This is a genomic window from Micromonospora coriariae (assembly GCF_900091455.1).
GTDB classification, from domain to species: Bacteria; Actinomycetota; Actinomycetes; order Mycobacteriales; family Micromonosporaceae; genus Micromonospora; species Micromonospora coriariae.
On the sequence record NZ_LT607412.1, the window covers coordinates 5204806 to 5219217 of the forward strand.

At 71.1% G+C, this 14412-nt stretch carries 15 protein-coding genes; 10 read left to right on the top strand and 5 right to left on the bottom strand.

Annotated elements, in window-relative coordinates; all coding sequences use genetic code 11:
* The first annotated feature begins 210 nt into the window (after positions 1 to 210).
* Genes GA0070607_RS24235 through GA0070607_RS24250 form a run of 4 tightly spaced genes read left to right on the top strand, consistent with a single transcriptional unit; the run spans position 211 to position 4335 of the window.
* A complete protein-coding gene (locus GA0070607_RS24235; protein WP_089020230.1) occupies positions 211 to 1431 on the top strand; it encodes an ABC transporter substrate-binding protein in 1221 nt (406 codons plus the stop codon).
* Positions 1428 to 2552 (top strand): ABC transporter ATP-binding protein, encoded by a 1125-nt coding sequence (locus GA0070607_RS24240; RefSeq protein ID WP_089020231.1) that lies wholly within the window; start codon positions 1428 to 1430, stop codon positions 2550 to 2552. The genes GA0070607_RS24235 and GA0070607_RS24240 overlap by 4 nt, the downstream gene beginning before the upstream one ends.
* The gene (locus GA0070607_RS24245; RefSeq protein WP_089020232.1) at positions 2549 to 3448 is read left to right on the top strand and encodes an ABC transporter permease; all 900 of its coding nucleotides are present in this window, start codon (positions 2549 to 2551) and stop codon (positions 3446 to 3448) included. Before GA0070607_RS24240 ends, GA0070607_RS24245 begins: the two co-directional genes overlap by 4 nt.
* Entirely contained in the window at positions 3448 to 4335 is an 888-nt protein-coding gene (locus tag GA0070607_RS24250) for an ABC transporter permease (RefSeq protein WP_089020233.1), read from the top strand. The genes GA0070607_RS24245 and GA0070607_RS24250 overlap by 1 nt, the downstream gene beginning before the upstream one ends.
* Here the strand turns inward: GA0070607_RS24250 and GA0070607_RS24255 are convergent.
* From GA0070607_RS24255 to GA0070607_RS24265, 4 genes are all read right to left on the bottom strand, one after another.
* Entirely contained in the window at positions 4313 to 5854 is a 1542-nt protein-coding gene (locus tag GA0070607_RS24255) for a gluconokinase (RefSeq protein WP_089022070.1), read from the bottom strand. The genes GA0070607_RS24250 and GA0070607_RS24255 overlap by 23 nt on opposite strands.
* An 82-nt stretch (positions 5855 to 5936) precedes the next feature.
* Positions 5937 to 6287 (bottom strand): zinc finger domain-containing protein, encoded by a 351-nt coding sequence (locus tag GA0070607_RS34285; RefSeq protein WP_456299221.1) that lies wholly within the window; start codon positions 6285 to 6287, stop codon positions 5937 to 5939.
* Complete coding sequence (locus tag GA0070607_RS24260) at positions 6265 to 6603, bottom strand: winged helix-turn-helix domain-containing protein (protein ID WP_089020234.1); 339 nt, start codon at positions 6601 to 6603, stop codon at positions 6265 to 6267. The genes GA0070607_RS34285 and GA0070607_RS24260 overlap by 23 nt, the downstream gene beginning before the upstream one ends.
* Positions 6603 to 7073 carry a hypothetical protein gene (locus GA0070607_RS24265; RefSeq protein WP_089020235.1) on the bottom strand — a complete coding sequence of 157 codons (471 nt, stop codon included), beginning with the start codon at positions 7071 to 7073 and terminating at the stop codon, positions 6603 to 6605. Before GA0070607_RS24265 ends, GA0070607_RS24260 begins: the two co-directional genes overlap by 1 nt.
* 231 nt (positions 7074 to 7304) lie before the next feature.
* On the opposite strand from GA0070607_RS24265, the gene GA0070607_RS24270 reads away from it, so the two are divergent.
* From GA0070607_RS24270 to GA0070607_RS24280, 3 genes are read left to right on the top strand one after another with little or no spacing between them, the layout of a single operon-like run.
* On the top strand, positions 7305 to 8528 hold the full coding sequence (locus tag GA0070607_RS24270; protein ID WP_089020236.1) for a macrolide family glycosyltransferase: 1224 nt from the start codon (positions 7305 to 7307) through the stop codon (positions 8526 to 8528).
* A 2-nt stretch (positions 8529 to 8530) separates the two neighbouring features.
* Positions 8531 to 9022, top strand: coding sequence for a hypothetical protein (locus tag GA0070607_RS24275; RefSeq protein WP_089020237.1), 492 nt, complete (start codon positions 8531 to 8533; stop codon positions 9020 to 9022).
* A complete protein-coding gene (locus GA0070607_RS24280) occupies positions 9019 to 9963 on the top strand; it encodes a hypothetical protein (protein ID WP_172899097.1) in 945 nt (314 codons plus the stop codon). Before GA0070607_RS24275 ends, GA0070607_RS24280 begins: the two co-directional genes overlap by 4 nt.
* 21 nt (positions 9964 to 9984) lie before the next feature.
* Here the strand turns inward: GA0070607_RS24280 and GA0070607_RS24285 are convergent, their stop codons facing one another.
* On the bottom strand, positions 9985 to 10866 hold the full coding sequence (locus GA0070607_RS24285) for a LysR family transcriptional regulator (RefSeq protein WP_089020238.1): 882 nt from the start codon (positions 10864 to 10866) through the stop codon (positions 9985 to 9987).
* A gap of 72 nt (positions 10867 to 10938) precedes the next feature.
* Between GA0070607_RS24285 and GA0070607_RS24290 the strand changes: the two genes are divergently transcribed.
* From GA0070607_RS24290 to GA0070607_RS24300, 3 genes are all read left to right on the top strand, one after another.
* Positions 10939 to 12258: an MFS transporter gene (locus GA0070607_RS24290; protein WP_197701150.1), complete on the top strand. Its 1320-nt coding sequence runs from the start codon at positions 10939 to 10941 to the stop codon at positions 12256 to 12258.
* Complete coding sequence (locus GA0070607_RS24295; protein WP_089020239.1) at positions 12204 to 13814, top strand: FAD-binding oxidoreductase; 1611 nt, start codon at positions 12204 to 12206, stop codon at positions 13812 to 13814. The genes GA0070607_RS24290 and GA0070607_RS24295 overlap by 55 nt, the downstream gene beginning before the upstream one ends.
* A 160-nt stretch (positions 13815 to 13974) precedes the next feature.
* A complete protein-coding gene (locus GA0070607_RS24300) occupies positions 13975 to 14403 on the top strand; it encodes a Fur family transcriptional regulator (RefSeq protein ID WP_089020240.1) in 429 nt (142 codons plus the stop codon).
* Positions 14404 to 14412: the final 9 nt, after the last annotated feature.

The following is a 14412-nucleotide window of genomic DNA, read 5'->3' on the forward strand; positions in this document are numbered from 1 at the left end:
CGGTGAGTACTCGGCAATGCCCCCGCAACAGTCGGTTCCCCGGTGCGCATTCGCGCGAGGCAATACATGGCAACCCGTTGCCGTTCGGCCCCGCCGGCTGTCTCAATGCTCCACAGATGGCGCATGTAGGGCGGCCTCACCGAGGCGACCCAGCTGAGCAGAGCGTGGACCTACCTGGCCGGCCCGGGTAGTCGATGAAGGGAACGACTCATGGGTATGACGCGGCGCGGCGCCCTCATGGTCACGGCATCGTCGCTCTTCGTGGGCGCGGTCGGGTGTGGGGCGCCGGAGGGTCCCGGCAAATCCTCGGGCGACACCACGGGCGAGGTACCGGAGCGGCCCGCCCGGGCCGTGACACTCAACGTTCTCGACGTCGCCGGCAACCTGCAGCTGACGCAGGCGATGATCGACGAGTTCGTCTCCAAGAACCCGAACGTGATCTCCCGGGTGACCTATTCGAAGGCGCCGGCGCCCGAGCTGGCCGGCAAGATCAAGGCCCAGCAGGGAGCCGATCGGGTGGACATCGGTCTCGTGCTGACCGGCGTCGACGGCCTGGCCGCCGGCGTCGAGCAGGGGCTCTGGACGGACGTGCTGCCGAAGTTCCAGGACCGCCTCGGCGGCATGCGGAACTACCTGGAACCGGCCGCCGCGATGCAGCAGCTCGCCGGCAACGCCGGCGTCGCGGTCACCTACTATCCGTCCGGCCCGCTGCTCGAATACCTGCCGTCCCGGCTCTCCGCGCCGCCGACGAGCGCGGATGCCCTGCTCGCCTGGGCCAAGGCGAACCCCCGGAGGTTCCAGTACGCCCGGCCGGCCAACTCCGGCCCGGGCCGGACGTTCCTGATGGGCCTGCCCTACATCCTGGGCGACACGAACCCGAAGGATCCCGCGGCGGGGTGGGACAAGACGTGGGCCTTTCTGAAGGAGTTGGGCCAGTACGTCGACTACTACCCGTCCGGCACCACCGAGACGATGAAGAACCTCGCCAACGGCACCGCCCACCTGATCGTCAGCACGACCGGCTGGGACATCAACCCCCGCGTGCTGGGTACGGTGCCCAAGGAGGCCAGGATCGCCACGATCGACGGTTTCCACTGGGTCACCGACGCGCACTACGCCGTCATGCCCAAGGGCGTGTCGACCGACACGCAGGCCGCGGTGCTGGCCCTGCTCGCGTTCATGCTCACCCCTGAGCAGCAGGCGAAGGCGTACGACGAGGGCTACTTCTACCCGGGGCCGGCGGTGAAGGACGTCCAGCTCTCGTCGGCGCCGCAGAAGAGCCAGGACGCGATCCGGGAGTTCGGCCGCCCGGAGTACGACGCGCTGATCGCCGGCAACCCGACCGAGGTCCCGCTCGACGCGAAGAGCCTCGTGGCGGCGTTCAACCGCTGGGACCGCGAGATCGGCGGCGGGAAGGTCAAGCAGGGATGAGCGCGTTCTCCCAGCTGCGGTTGGACGGCGTGTCCCGCCGGTTCGGCGGCCAGGACGCGCTGACCGAGCTGGACCTGACGATCGAGGCGGGCGAGTTCATCGCCCTGCTCGGCCCGTCCGGCTGCGGCAAGTCGACGGCCCTGAACTGCCTGGCCGGGCTCCTGCCGTTGACCCGGGGGAGCATCTGGCAGGACGAGCGTCGGATCGACACGCTGCCACCGGAGCGCCGTGGCTTCGGCATGGTGTTCCAGAGCTACGCCCTCTTTCCCCACCTGACGGTCCGCGCGAACATCGCCTTCGGGCTGCGCATGCGGCGGCTACCGAAGGAGGAGATTCGCCGGCGTACCGAGGAGGCGGTGCGGCTGGTGCGGCTCGAGGCCCACGTCGACAAACTGCCGGGCCAACTCTCGGGTGGCCAGCAGCAGCGTGTCGCCATCGCCCGGGCCGTCGTGTTCGAGCCGTCCCTCGTGCTGATGGACGAGCCGTTGAGCAACCTCGACGCCAAGCTGCGCCTGGAGATGCGCACCGAGATCCGCCGACTGCACCAGTCGCTGGGGCTCACCACCGTCTACGTCACGCACGACCAGGAGGAGGCGCTCTCCCTGGCCGACCGGCTGGTGGTGCTGCGGGAGGGGCGGGTGCAGCAGATCGGGTCGCCACGCGAGATGCACACCCGGCCGGCGAACTGGCACGTCGCCGACTTCATGGGCTACCGCAACCTGTGGCGGGCACGGGTGGAGCAGCTGGACGGTGCCCGGGTCACTGTCGAGTCGTCCGGTCATCGCCTGCTCGGGGAGGCCATGGGCGACCTCCGGGCCGGGGTGGACGCGGTGGTCGCGGTACGCCCGGAGGACATCCGCGTCGACGGGCCCGGCGAGACCGGCAACTCCATGTCGGCGACCATCGAGGTGGTGGAGTACCAGGGCCGCGAGTTGGCGGCCGAGGCCCGTACCGAGTCGGGTCAGCTGCTGCACCTGCGTACCGAGCAGCGGATCGCACCGGGCGACCAGGTCGAGGTCGCCATCGACCCGCAGCGGCTCCTCGTCTATCTCGCCGACGCCGCGCAGGGCGGCGAACTCCGGCCCGACCACCTCCCACACGTCGCAGAGGCCGCGCGGTGAGCGGCGCCGGGCCCGGCAGGCCGCTGGCGCACTGGCAGCACCGTCTCGCGGAGCGGGGCGTCGATCGCCAACTCTGGTTGCTGGTCCCGGCCCTGATCTTCGTCATCGCCCTGTTCCTCTATCCGTTCTTCTACGGACTGACGCTCTCGTTCCAGCCGACCAATGGCGGGCCGTTCAGCGACTACGCCCGGTTCTTCTCCGACGCGTACGAGCGGGGCACGATCTGGATCACGCTGCGGATCGCGCTGCCCGCCGCACTCCTGAACGTCCTCGCCGCCGTGCCGATCGCCTACCGGATGCGCGGCCGGTTCCGGGGCAAGCGGCTGGTCACCACACTGCTGGTCGTGCCGATCACGCTCGGCACGGTGCTCACCGCCCAGGGGCTGCTGAACTTCCTCGGCCCGACCGGTTGGTTCAACCGCATCCTGCTCGCCACGAACCTCGTCGACGAGCCGGTGCGGCTGATCCACAACTACTGGGGCGTGTTCTTCTCGCTGGTGATCACCGGTTTTCCGTTCGCGTTCCTGCTGGTGCTCTCGTACCTCTCCGGCATCGACCCGACCCTGGAACGGGCGGCCGCGACCCTGGGGGCGGACTGGCGTCGTCGGTTCACCCGGATCACGCTGCCGCTGCTGATGCCCGGCCTGGCCACGACCTTCTGCCTGACGTTCGTGCTGGCGTTCAGCGTGTTCCCGTCGGCCGTCCTGGTCGGCAATCCGGCGGGTGAGACGCGGGTCATCTCCCTCGCGGCGTACCAGGCGGCGTACGAGCAGTACGACTACCCGTACGCCTCGGCGATCGCAATGATCATGGGGTTCGTCGAGCTGGTCATCATCGCGTTGGTCCTGGCGGCGCGCAACCGCTTCTACACCGGCTCCACCGGAGGCAAGGGCTGATGGCAACGATCACCCAGGCGCCACCAGCGCGGCCGCCCGCCAGCACCGACCGGCGGCGGCGCGTCGCCGCGCGGCCGGCCGCCTGGATCGTGTGGGGCGTCGTCATCTTCTTCTTCCTCAACCTGCTGGGCGTCGTGGCGTCCGTGCTGGTCAGCTCGTTCGGCCAGCGATGGTTCGACACCTGGCTCCCGGACGGCTACACCACAAGCTGGTATGGCCGGGCCTGGGACGAGTTCGCGCTCATGCAGGTCATCGTCGTGACGCTCGAGGTCTCCGTGCTCGTCGTGGGCCTCTCGCTGCTGATCGGCGTGCCGGCGGCCTATGTCCTCGCGCGGCGTTCGTTCCCCGGCAAGCGGCTGATCTTCCTCGTGTTCCTGCTGCCCATCCTGATGCCCCCGATCACGTACGGCATCCCGCTGGCGACCGTCCTCTACAAGTTCGGCCTGGCCGGGAACATGTCCGGGGTCGTGCTCGCCAACCTCGTACCGTCGGTTCCCTTCGTCATCCTGACCATGACGCCCTTCATCGAGCAGATCGATCCGCGGATCGAGAGTGCCGCGCGCATGTGCGGCGCGGGCCTGCGGACGGTCTTCCTCCGGGTCCTCACGCCGCTGCTCGTGCCGGGCATCCTCGCCTCCGCGATCCTCGTTCTGGTCCGGACGGTGGGCATGTTCGAGCTCACCTTCCTGACCGCGGGGCCCGACTCGCAGACCCTCGTGGTCGCGCTGTACTACTCGATGTCCGCGTCCGGCATCAGGGCACAGCAGTCGGTCGACGCGATGGCCGTCATCTACACCTCGATGATGCTCGTGCTTCTCGTCGTCGCGCTGCGGTACGTCAACCCGACCCAGCTCGTGGCCCAGGTCAAGGAGGAGCCGGAGCATTGAGCCCCACGGGTCGGCCGGCCATCACCTCGTCGAGGATCTCACCCACCCGGCCCGCGGCGCTGACGAGCGCGGGCAGCTTCGCGCGCAGGCCGCGATAGGCCGCGGCGAGAGCCGGGTCGACCGCGATCGGCTCGGCGCGGGCACGGCCGGGGTCGAGCTGGGTGACGGCCCCCTTGAGATCGGGCGCGAGGCCGATCGCGAAGAGCCCGAGCGCGGCCGCCCCGAGGGTGGCGTCATCGCCCGCACCCGCCACCTGGACCGGACGATCCAGGACGGCGGCCATCACCGCACGCCACAGCGGAGAGCGGAAGGCGTCACCGGTCAGCCGGACAGTGCTGATCGGGGTCAGCTCGGCCACGCGGTCGAGCACGACGCCGAATTGCAGGCAGACGCCCTCCACTGCGGCCCGCACCAGGTGGCCACGGGAGTGCTCGCTCCGCAGCCCCAGATACGCCCCCGGCGGTTCGGATCCTCCTGCCGGGTCGGCGAGCAGGTAGGGGAGCATCACGAGGCCGTCGCTTCCCGGGGGAATCCGCTCGGCGAGATCCAGCAGCGTCGGCGCGGCATGGTCGAGATCCGGCGCGAGGGCGCGTCCCGCCCAACGTACGACGTTGCCGCCGTTGCGGACCGCTCCGCCGACAACCCACGCGTCCTCGGTCAGCGCGTCGCAGACGAGGGTCTCCGTCGCATCGACGAGCGGAGCCGCGACGACCGTGCGCAGGGCGCCGGTGGCCCCGAGCGACAGGTTGCCGACGTTGCTGTCGATCGCCGCCGCGCCGAGGTTACGCGACGGGCCGTCGCCCGCACCCACGACGACGGGCGTACCGGACGGCAGGCCGACCGCCCGTCCGGCCGTGGCCGAGAGCCGCAACGACGCCGTCGTGGGCAGGACCGGTGGCAGCTGGCTCTCCGACACACCGACGAGGTCGAGCACCGGGCGGCTCCACGCCCGACGGTGCACGTCGAACATCCCCGTTCCGGAGGCCGAGGACAGCTCGGTCACCAGCTTGCCGGTGAGCCGGTAGAGCAGGTAGTCCTTGAGGCCGATCCACCACCGGGTCGCGGTGCAGAGGTACGGCTCATGGCGGGCGAACCACATGAGCTTGCACAGGGGGCTCATCGGGTGCACCGGCGTGCCCGTCAACCGGTGCAGTTCCCGGCCCTGCCCGGAGATCCGCAGGTCACAGGCCGCCTCCGACGACCGCGAATCGGCCCGGGTCAGCAGCGGCGTCACCGGCGTCATCGCCGCGCCCAGCCCGATCAGGCCGTACATGGCGGAGCTCATCGCGAGGGCGACCACCTCCGCCCCGGCGGTGTCGGCGACACACGCGGACGTCGCCTCCAGGGTGGCCGCCACGAGCACGTCCGGATCCTGTACCTGCCAGCCGGGCACCGGCTGAAGGAGCGGGTACTCCCGCCTCGCGACGTGCCGCGCGGTGCCGTCCAGCGCGAACGCGGCCGCCCGCACGGCTGAGGCGCCCACATCGACCCCGAGAATGACACGACGTCCTGGCCGCATGCGCACATGGTCGAGCGGCGTCCGGTGGGCCGGCAAGCGGTTGCGCACAGTTGTCGCCGCCCTGCTGGAGCGGGTTGGATTCCTACGGTGCCGCCATCTGCGTGCGCTCCGGGTGCACGTCGGTCTGGGCCACCGGGTGACCTGGCACGTTAATGCACAACTGTCCCGGTTCGGCACCGCACACGGGGCAGGGGCGGTACGACTCGACAGGCCCCGGATCGAGGCCTCTCGCCAGGGCGGCTCGGACGATGTCGTCGGCCGCGTGGTGCAGCTCAAGATCCCGATGTCGCACGGCAGCCTTGTGGATTCGTTGGAGCGCGCTTCGCGCCAGATCTCCGGGGTCATTCACCCAGGTGACCTTCCCGCTGTACGCGCCGTCGCACGTACCCGTTCGGCTACTGAAACGCACGTCAGGGGGCCGGTGCTGGCTCACCAGCCGGGCTGTCCGGCGCCGTTGGCGCGCGGGCGGCGGCGACGATCTGCTCCAGCGCGGCCGCGTGGCGCTGGAACGCGTGCCGTCCGTGCGGAGTGAGCTGGACGAAGGTCCGCCGTGCCCGGCGTTGCTGATCTTTGCGAACGGTGACATATCCGGCCTCGGCCAGCGCGGAGATGTGCTTGGACAGCGCCGAATCGCTGGTCCCGATCGTGTCCCGCAGGAAGCCGAAATCGACCCAGGCGGCCGGTGCCAGCAGGGCGAGGATCGACAGCCGTGCCGGGACGTGCAGAAACTCGTCGAAGCGGGGGTCCATCAGGCGCGTCCCGCGCGCAGCACGATCGCCCTGAAGATCCGGCGGACCAACGGCGTGATCACGACATAGGTCGCAGCCGTGGCGGCGGCGGCGAGCGTGCCCTGCGACAGCAGTCCCTGCGACGGCAGGGCCAACCACGCCCAGGCGACGATTCGGAAGACGCCGAACAGCAGCATGAGCCCGGCCGACAGGCCCACCCAGAACAGCCACTCCAGGCCGGTGGGTTTGCGCTGCACGAGCGCCCGGTGTTCGTGCACGATCCCTACTCCGGCGAAGAGTCCGAACCCCAACAGCACGGCGGCGGTGCGCCAAGGGTTCTGGAGATCAACGGACGCCAACCCGGCAAAGAGTCCCAGTGCTGCGAGCGGGACGGAGGAACGGGCGAAGGGCTGGCGGACGATCTGCTCCTGTGTCCGGTCCTGCAGGCGCCGGATGTCGTCGAGCGAGAACTGGGCATCTTGCGGGTTCATGGAACCCATCCTTGGCCGTCGGACTGGTTTCCCGCAAGGAAAGCAGTCGTGGCTTTCCTCACAGGAAAACAGTCGTTGCGGGCCCGGCGTGGGGAGCGCGCGCGAACCCCGGCGAGAACTTTGTCCGCGTCACTGGGCCATCTGGCAGCGTCTACGCTGTTACCGGGAAAGGTGGATCATGATGGTTACGTGTTGCCGGGCACTGACGTCGTCCCTGTCCGGGTTCGGCCAATGAGCGCAATCGCGTTCCTCAACATCGGCATGCACGGGCACATCAACCCGACGCTGCCGATCGTGACCGAACTTGTTCGTCGTGGCCACTCCGTCAGCTACCACACGCCGCCCGCCTACGCGGAGGAGATCGCGACCACCGGCGCGCGAGTGTTTCCCTACTCCGGGGATGACATACCGCTCTCCGGCCCGCCGACGCCCGTCACGGTGATGGAGCAGCTTGCGCGCACCGCAGTACGCGTGCTGCCCGCCGTCCTCACCGACCTGCGTGGTGCCCGACCGGATCTGGTCGTGCACGACTCCCTCTGCCCGTGGGGGCCGGTGGCCGCCCGGGAACTCGACGTGCCGGCAGCCTCGTCGTTCACCACGTTCGCGTTCAACAGGCACGTGCCCAGCCCCACCCGCGGCTCCTGGGAGCTGCTCGCCGCGGCGGCGGTCAAGCCCCGCCCCACCGGAAGGTACCTGCGGTCGCGCTGGGAGCTGCGCCGCCGGTACGACACCGGCGCGGTGCCCCTGATCGACCTGGCGAACATCCGCCAGCCGCTCAACCTGGTCTACACCTCGCGGGCGTTCCACCCCGGTGCCGACAGCTTCGACCAGTCCTACCGGTTCGTCGGACCGAGCATCGGCGCCCGCACAGCCGACTCGTCGTTCCCGTTCGACCGGCTGCGGGACCCGGTGCTCTACGCCTCGCTGGGCACGGTGTTCGGCGCCGACCCGCAGCTGCTGCGCACCTTTGCCAACGCGCTCGCCCCGCTGGGCGGCACCGTGATCGTCTCCACCGGACCCACCGATCCCGCCACGCTCGGTCAGCTGCCGGCCAACGTGATCGCCCACCGCTCGGTACCGCAGCTGGAGGTCCTGTCCCGGGCCGCACTGTTCATCACCCACGGCGGGGTGAACAGCGTCAACGAGGCCCTGTACGCGGGCGTCCCGATGCTGGTGGTCCCGCAGGGCGCCGACCAGTCGTTGGTGGCGTCCCGCATCGTCGCGCTCGATGCCGGCCTCGCGATCCGCACCGAGGACGTCACGGCGGAGGTCCTGCACGCCCGCGCCCAACGCCTGCTCGACGAGCCCCGATTCCGGGCCGCCGCGAACACCCTGCAGGCCGCCCAGCGAGAGGCAGGCGGCTACCCGCGTGCCGCCGACGAACTCGAGCGTTATATGCAGCAGAGCGACTCGTTCACTCAGCCGGTCTCAGCCGACCTGCCACCGCAGGGCTGACGATGTCCGCTGTCGTCGCCGTCATGCTGCTGTTCGCCGGGCTGTCCGAGGCCGTCGGGCGCCTCCTGCCGGTGGTGGCACGCCTGCGCGGCGTGTCGCACACCAGGGTGCTCGTGATGGTGCTGGGCGGCGCCGTGGTCGACGGCGCGGTCTTCGCGCTCTGGCCACTGTCCGCGTGGACCCTCGCCGAGCTGGTGCTGCCCGCCGCATCGTCCGACCGGGCCGCGCTGGCCTGGACACCGGGCCTGGCCGCTCCGCTGCTGCTTGCCGCGGTCCTCGCGTTTCCGCTGCTCGGGCCGCTGCTGCACCTGCTGCTCATGGTGGGGGTGGGGACCGGCCTCGCCACTGCCCTCGCGACGGTGGCCGGGCTCGGTTGGTGGGAATCTGCCGGCTGCGTAGCCGTCGCGGGAGTCGGGCTCGGCGTCGCCGTCGAGGGCATCCGCCGCCTGGTCGTGCGGCTCAACACGACAAGAGCCCCGGAGCGGTTTCCGTGATCGAACTCGCGCTCCTGCTGCTGCTCGGCGGGATCGGGCCGGTCCTGCTCGCCGAAGCTCTGCTCGCCCGCTACGAGGTGGTGGTCTACGCCGCGGGCTGGCGGAGCCCCACCGCCGCGCGCCCCGAGGGCATGCCGCCCGCCCGAGGCGCGGACCCGGACCGCCCTCCGGCCGCGTACCTGGTCTATCTGGACGGCATCGGGAAACGCCGTTTCCACGACACCCGCGACGGCGGTCGACTGGTCAAGGCCCTGATCGCCGGAGCGCCCGAGCTCAGGGTGCTGGGCCAGGTGCAGCCCTACTCGCCGCTGGCTCTGCCGCTCGCCAACCGGCCGGTGTGGATATGGCTGCGCCGCCGCATCGGTCTGGTGCTGTTCCTGCACAACGTGATGCAGACCTTCGTCGCCGCCGACCGCCGGTACCGTCCCCTGTACAACCGCGCCGTCGGCTCGCAGATCGCCACTCAACTCCGGCTCGCCGGCTATCGGCGTGACAACGGCATCCCCCTGGTGCTGCTCAGTTACAGCGGCGGCGCCCAGGTCGCCACGGGCGCCGTGGACGAACTGTGGTCCCAGCTGCGCTGCCCGCTCTGGCTGATCACTCTGGGTGGGTTCCACAACGGCGCCAACGACATCCGCCACGCCCAGCACCTGGACCAGCTCACGAGTGCCGGCGACCGGATCGAGCGGGTCGGCACCTGGATGTTCCCGCAGCGGTGGCGGCTGTTCCGCCGGAGCGGGTGGAACCGGGCCGACCGCGCAGGGAAGATCACGGTGCACCGCCTCGACCCGGCCACCCACGTGGGCCCGCGCAGCTACATCAGCCCGGAGGCCCAGCTACCCGATGGCCGCAGTCACCTCGAGCGGACCGCCGACACCGTGATCGCGCTGATCCGGGATCGCCTCGGCGCGACCGCGCGGAACGACGGTGACCTGAAGTAACGGGGCGTACCGGCGGCCGGATCATTCGGTTCGTCCCGCCGCCGGGCGCTGCAGCCCGAGGCGACCAGGGAGCCGGTTCACCACCGCCGCGAAAGCGTCCGGAGTGGGGCGCCGGCTCACCATGAAGAGCGTGAGGTGGCCGGGTACGGGCGCGGCGGACAGCCGGTCCCCCTCCTGGGCGTAGGCGAGCCCGAGCCCGCGGGGCAGGACCGCCGGGCATCCCAGTAGTCGTGCCATTCGTACGGCCGTCTCCGCGGTGGCCGCCGTGCGGGGCCGGGCGCCGAGGCCGGAGAGTCGTTGGTGCAGCGTGTCCGCGGACATGTCGTAGGTGTAGATGGCGACGTCGAGATCGGCGAACGGCCGCCGGCCCTGTCGCAGGGATGCCGCCGGTGGTGTCAGGACGGCCAGTCGGTCACTCGCAACCGGTACGGCGCTCACGGTCGTGGGCAGACGCATCTGGTTGGCGACGGCGACGAACGCGGCGTCCAGCGACCCTTCGCCGACCCACTCCACGAGCCTGTCGCCATGGTCCGTCACCTGGTTGACGGTCGAGTCGCCCATCAGCACGTCGAGCGCCGGAAAGAGCAACGGCGCGAGGCTGCTGAAGGTGCCGATGTTGAACGTTCGCGCCCGTGCGGCGGCGCGCGTCCGGTCGAAGACGCGTCCCAGATGATCAAGCACGTGGGTCGCCTCGGCGCACAGCGCACGACCGGCCGGCGTCGGCCGCGCCCCGGTCGTGTCCCGGTCGAAGAGCCGTTCACCGACCCGCCGCTCGAGCGCCGCCAGACGGTTGCTCGCGGCCGGCTGGCTGATGAGCAGCTCCCGTCCGGCGGCTCCGAGGGAGCCGTGCCGCGCCACGGCCTCGACCAGCCGCAGATCCTCGACGGAGGGGAATGAGCTCATATCTCCAGGCTATGAGCTGCGCTGTCGATCCGCCAACTACCAGCGCTTTCTGCCCCACCCGACGATTACCGCGTGAATGCCAGACGCGAGATCGCCGCCATGCTGACAACCACCTTCGTGAGCTGGATGGGTCAACGTACGACGGCCGTCGCGCTTCCGCTCGTCGCGCTCGCCGAGACCGGATCCGCCTGGTCCACCGGGCTGGTCGGTGGGGCGGTGGGCCTGCCCATGCTCGCCTCGCCCTGGTGGGCCAGGCGCCTGCGTCAGCGACTGACCACGGGCAGAGCCCTCGCCTGGGTGCTCGCGGTCCAGGTGGTCGGTTTGCTCGTCGTTCCGACCGGTGCGGCCGTCGGAACGGTCAGTGCGGTTCACCTCGCCGCCGCCGGGCTGGTCACCGGATGTGCCACCGCTCTGAGTGGCCCGGGGCAACGAGCGGTGCTCTCGGACATCGGCGACAGCCTCGGGTCCACCGTCGCGGCGAAGCTGTTGACCTGGCAGGATCTCCTGCACCGCAGCACGATGATCCTGGCGCCACCGGTGGCCGGGTGGGCGGTGGCCGTCGGCGGGCCGCTGCCCCTGCTCTGGGCGGAGGCCGCCGGCGTCGGTGCGGGGGCGCTCCTGCTGCTCACCGTTCGCACCACCGCGGCGGTCGCCCCGCCAGCCCGTTCGGCCGGTGCTCCGGCCCTGCGGCACGTGCTGGCGCGGCACGGGGACATCCGTCGTGCCGTGACGATGTCGGGAGTCGGCGGGCTCGTATGGTTCGCGTTCACCCTCGGTCTCGCGATCCTCGGCGCCGAGACCGGGCGGCCCGGGGTACTCATCGCGGCCGGCATGACCGGATACGGCCTGGGCTCGCTCACCGGTGCGCTGCTGGCGCCGGTGCTCGTTCCGCGAATGCCGGCGCTCGCGACGATGGCGATCGGATGGGCCGTCCTCGGCGTGACGTTCACGGCCCTGCCCGCCGTGGCGTCGTCTGTCGTCCTGCTGGCGTGCGTGGCCGCCGTCGGTGGCTTCTGCATGCCGCTCGGCATCGGCGCCCTCAACCGGATCATCAGCACGCGTACCGATGGCGCCGACCGGCGAGCGGCCTTCGCGGCGGAGAGCCTCGTACACGACGGCGCGGTGTCCATCGGTCTGCTCGCCGGGGGCGCGGTCATCGGCGTCGTCGGCGCGGGCCCGACTCTCGTCGCCGCCGGAGTCGCCCAGGTCGCCGTCGCGCTCGTCGCCGGCCCGTGGCCGAGAAGCTCACGGCTCGGACGACGGCATCGACGTGGTGCCGGCCGTCGAGTACGTTACCGGCGAGTCCGTCTGGCGACGGCGGACGACGGGGAGGCCGCATGGCCGGGAGACATCGTTCGTGGTGGGGCTGGGGGCACGTCGAGGACGCGGTGACCGGCGCGGAGGCCACGGCGTTGACGGATCGGGTGCGCGCCCTGCTGCCCGACGCCGACCTGACCGAGCACGGTGCCCCGCCGGTGGCCGATCTCGGCCTGCGCGCGCCACGGATTGATCCGCCGGCGTCACTGGCTCGACTGTGCTCGACGGACCTGGCCGACCGGGCGGCGCACACCCACGGCAAGGCGTTCCGGGACGTCGTCCGCAACCTGCGCGGGGAGGTCCACGACCCGCCGGACCTGGTGGTCCGGCCGGTGACCGAGCAGGACGTCGTCGACGTGCTCGACTGGTGCGCCGGCCGGGACATCGCGGTGATCCCGTACGGCGGCGGGTCGTCAGTGGTCGGCGGTGTGGAGCCGCGGCTCGACGACGCGTATCCCGCGGCGGTCAGTCTCGACCTCGGGCGCCTCGACCGGGTGCTGGAGGTGGATCCGACCAGCCGGGCGGCGCGCATCCAGGCCGGCGTGTTCGGCCCGGCGTTGGAGGACCAGCTCCGGCGGTACGACCTCACCCTGCGGCACTTCCCGCAGTCGTTCGAGTTCTCCACCCTGGGCGGCTGGTTGGCCACCCGGGCCGGTGGTCACTACGCCACCGTCCTCACCCACATCGACGACCTGGTGGAGTCGATGCGGGTGGTCACCCCGGCGGGCGTCAGCCAGTCGCGCCGGCTGCCCGGCTCCGGCGCCGGGCCGTCCCCGGATCGGCTGTTCCTCGGCTCGGAGGGCGTGCTCGGCGTCATCACCGAGGCGTGGATGCGGCTGCAGGACCGGCCCCGCTGGCGGTCTGGCGCCTCGGTGCACTTCACCGACCACGACGGGGCGGTCGCCGCCACCCGGGCCATCGCCCAGTCCGGTCTGTACCCGAGCAACTGCCGCCTGCTCGACCCGGCGGAGGCGCTCCTCAACGCCGGTGTCGCCACCACCGGAGGCGTGCTCGTCCTGGGCTTCGAGTCCGCCGACCACCCGGTCACACCATCGTTGGACCGCGCCGTCGAGCTGTGCCGCGACCACGGGGGAGCCCTCGCGGAGCCGTCCCGCGGCGACGGCTCGTCCGGCCCACGGCGGCGGACCGCCGCCGACGCCTGGCGCTCGGCCTTCCTGCGAATGCCGTACCAGCGCGACGCGCTCGCCGCCCGGTCGATGATCGTGGAGACGTTCGAGACCGCCTGCACCTGGGACCGGTTCCCCGCCTTGCGCGCCGCCGTGCTCGACGCGGCCGGCGAAGCGCTCCGGGCCGTCGCCGCGACCGGTGTGGTGACGTGCCGCTTCACGCATGTCTACCCGGACGGCCCCGCCCCCTACTTCGGCGTGTACGCCACCGGTCGCTGGGACGCCACGATCGCCCAGTGGGACCAGATCAAGCGTGCCGTCTCCGACGCGCTGCTCGCCGCCGGCGGCACCATCACCCACCACCACGCCGTCGGCCGCGACCACCGACCGTGGTACGACCGGCAGCGTCCGGACCCGATCGCGCTCGCGCTGCGCGCCACCAAGAAGGCCCTCGACCCGTCCTGGATCCTCAACCCGGGTGTCCTCGTCGATCCCGCCGGCTGACCCACGGCTTCGCCACTCTTGCGCCTGCTGGTACGCCATCGATGGGTGCGCGGTAGCGTGTCTGATATCGCAGGGTTTCGCCCTTTCGGTGAACTCCTTCTAACGGGTCGAGGCTGAGCCAAACTTGAACTACTCCAGAATAGTGGACTATGTTCGGCACGTGGCGTCCGATTTCGAGGCTCAGTTGCGGGCGGTCTCGTTGCGCGTGACCCGGCCCCGGTTGGCGGTGCTCGCCGTGCTGCGCGACCATCCGCACGTCGACACCGACACGGTGATCCGGCTGGTACGGACCGATCTCCCCGCGGTCTCCCACCAGGCGGTCTACGACGTTCTGCGCGCGCTCACCGACGCCGGTCTGGTGCGGCGCATCCAGCCCGCCGGTGCCACAGCCCGCTACGAAGCGCGGGTGGCGGACAACCACCACCACATCGTGTGCCGCTCCTGCTGTGCGATCGCCGACGTCGACTGCGCTGTCGGCCAGGCTCCCTGTCTCACCGCCTCGGACGACCACGGGTTCGTGGTCGAGGAGGCGGAGGTCGTCTACTGGGGCACCTGCCCCGACTGCGCGACCGAACGCACCGCCCAGTGATCCGTCAGT

Bases quoted from the DNA above. Each gene is read 5' to 3' on its own strand.
- GA0070607_RS24260 (WP_089020234.1), bottom strand. From the start codon at position 6,603: ATGGACCCCCGCTTCGACGAGTTTCTGCACGTCCCGGCACGGCTGTCG.
- GA0070607_RS24295 (WP_089020239.1), top strand. From the start codon at position 12,204: ATGGCCGGGAGACATCGTTCGTGGTGGGGCTGGGGGCACGTCGAGGAC.
- GA0070607_RS24255 (WP_089022070.1), bottom strand. From the start codon at position 5,854: ATGCGGCCAGGACGTCGTGTCATTCTCGGGGTCGATGTGGGCGCCTCA.
- GA0070607_RS24240 (WP_089020231.1), top strand. From the start codon at position 1,428: ATGAGCGCGTTCTCCCAGCTGCGGTTGGACGGCGTGTCCCGCCGGTTC.
- GA0070607_RS24275 (WP_089020237.1), top strand. From the start codon at position 8,531: ATGTCCGCTGTCGTCGCCGTCATGCTGCTGTTCGCCGGGCTGTCCGAG.
- GA0070607_RS24265 (WP_089020235.1), bottom strand. From the start codon at position 7,073: ATGAACCCGCAAGATGCCCAGTTCTCGCTCGACGACATCCGGCGCCTG.
- GA0070607_RS24250 (WP_089020233.1), top strand. From the start codon at position 3,448: ATGGCAACGATCACCCAGGCGCCACCAGCGCGGCCGCCCGCCAGCACC.
- GA0070607_RS24270 (WP_089020236.1), top strand. From the start codon at position 7,305: ATGAGCGCAATCGCGTTCCTCAACATCGGCATGCACGGGCACATCAAC.
- GA0070607_RS24285 (WP_089020238.1), bottom strand. From the start codon at position 10,866: ATGAGCTCATTCCCCTCCGTCGAGGATCTGCGGCTGGTCGAGGCCGTG.
- GA0070607_RS24235 (WP_089020230.1), top strand. From the start codon at position 211: ATGGGTATGACGCGGCGCGGCGCCCTCATGGTCACGGCATCGTCGCTC.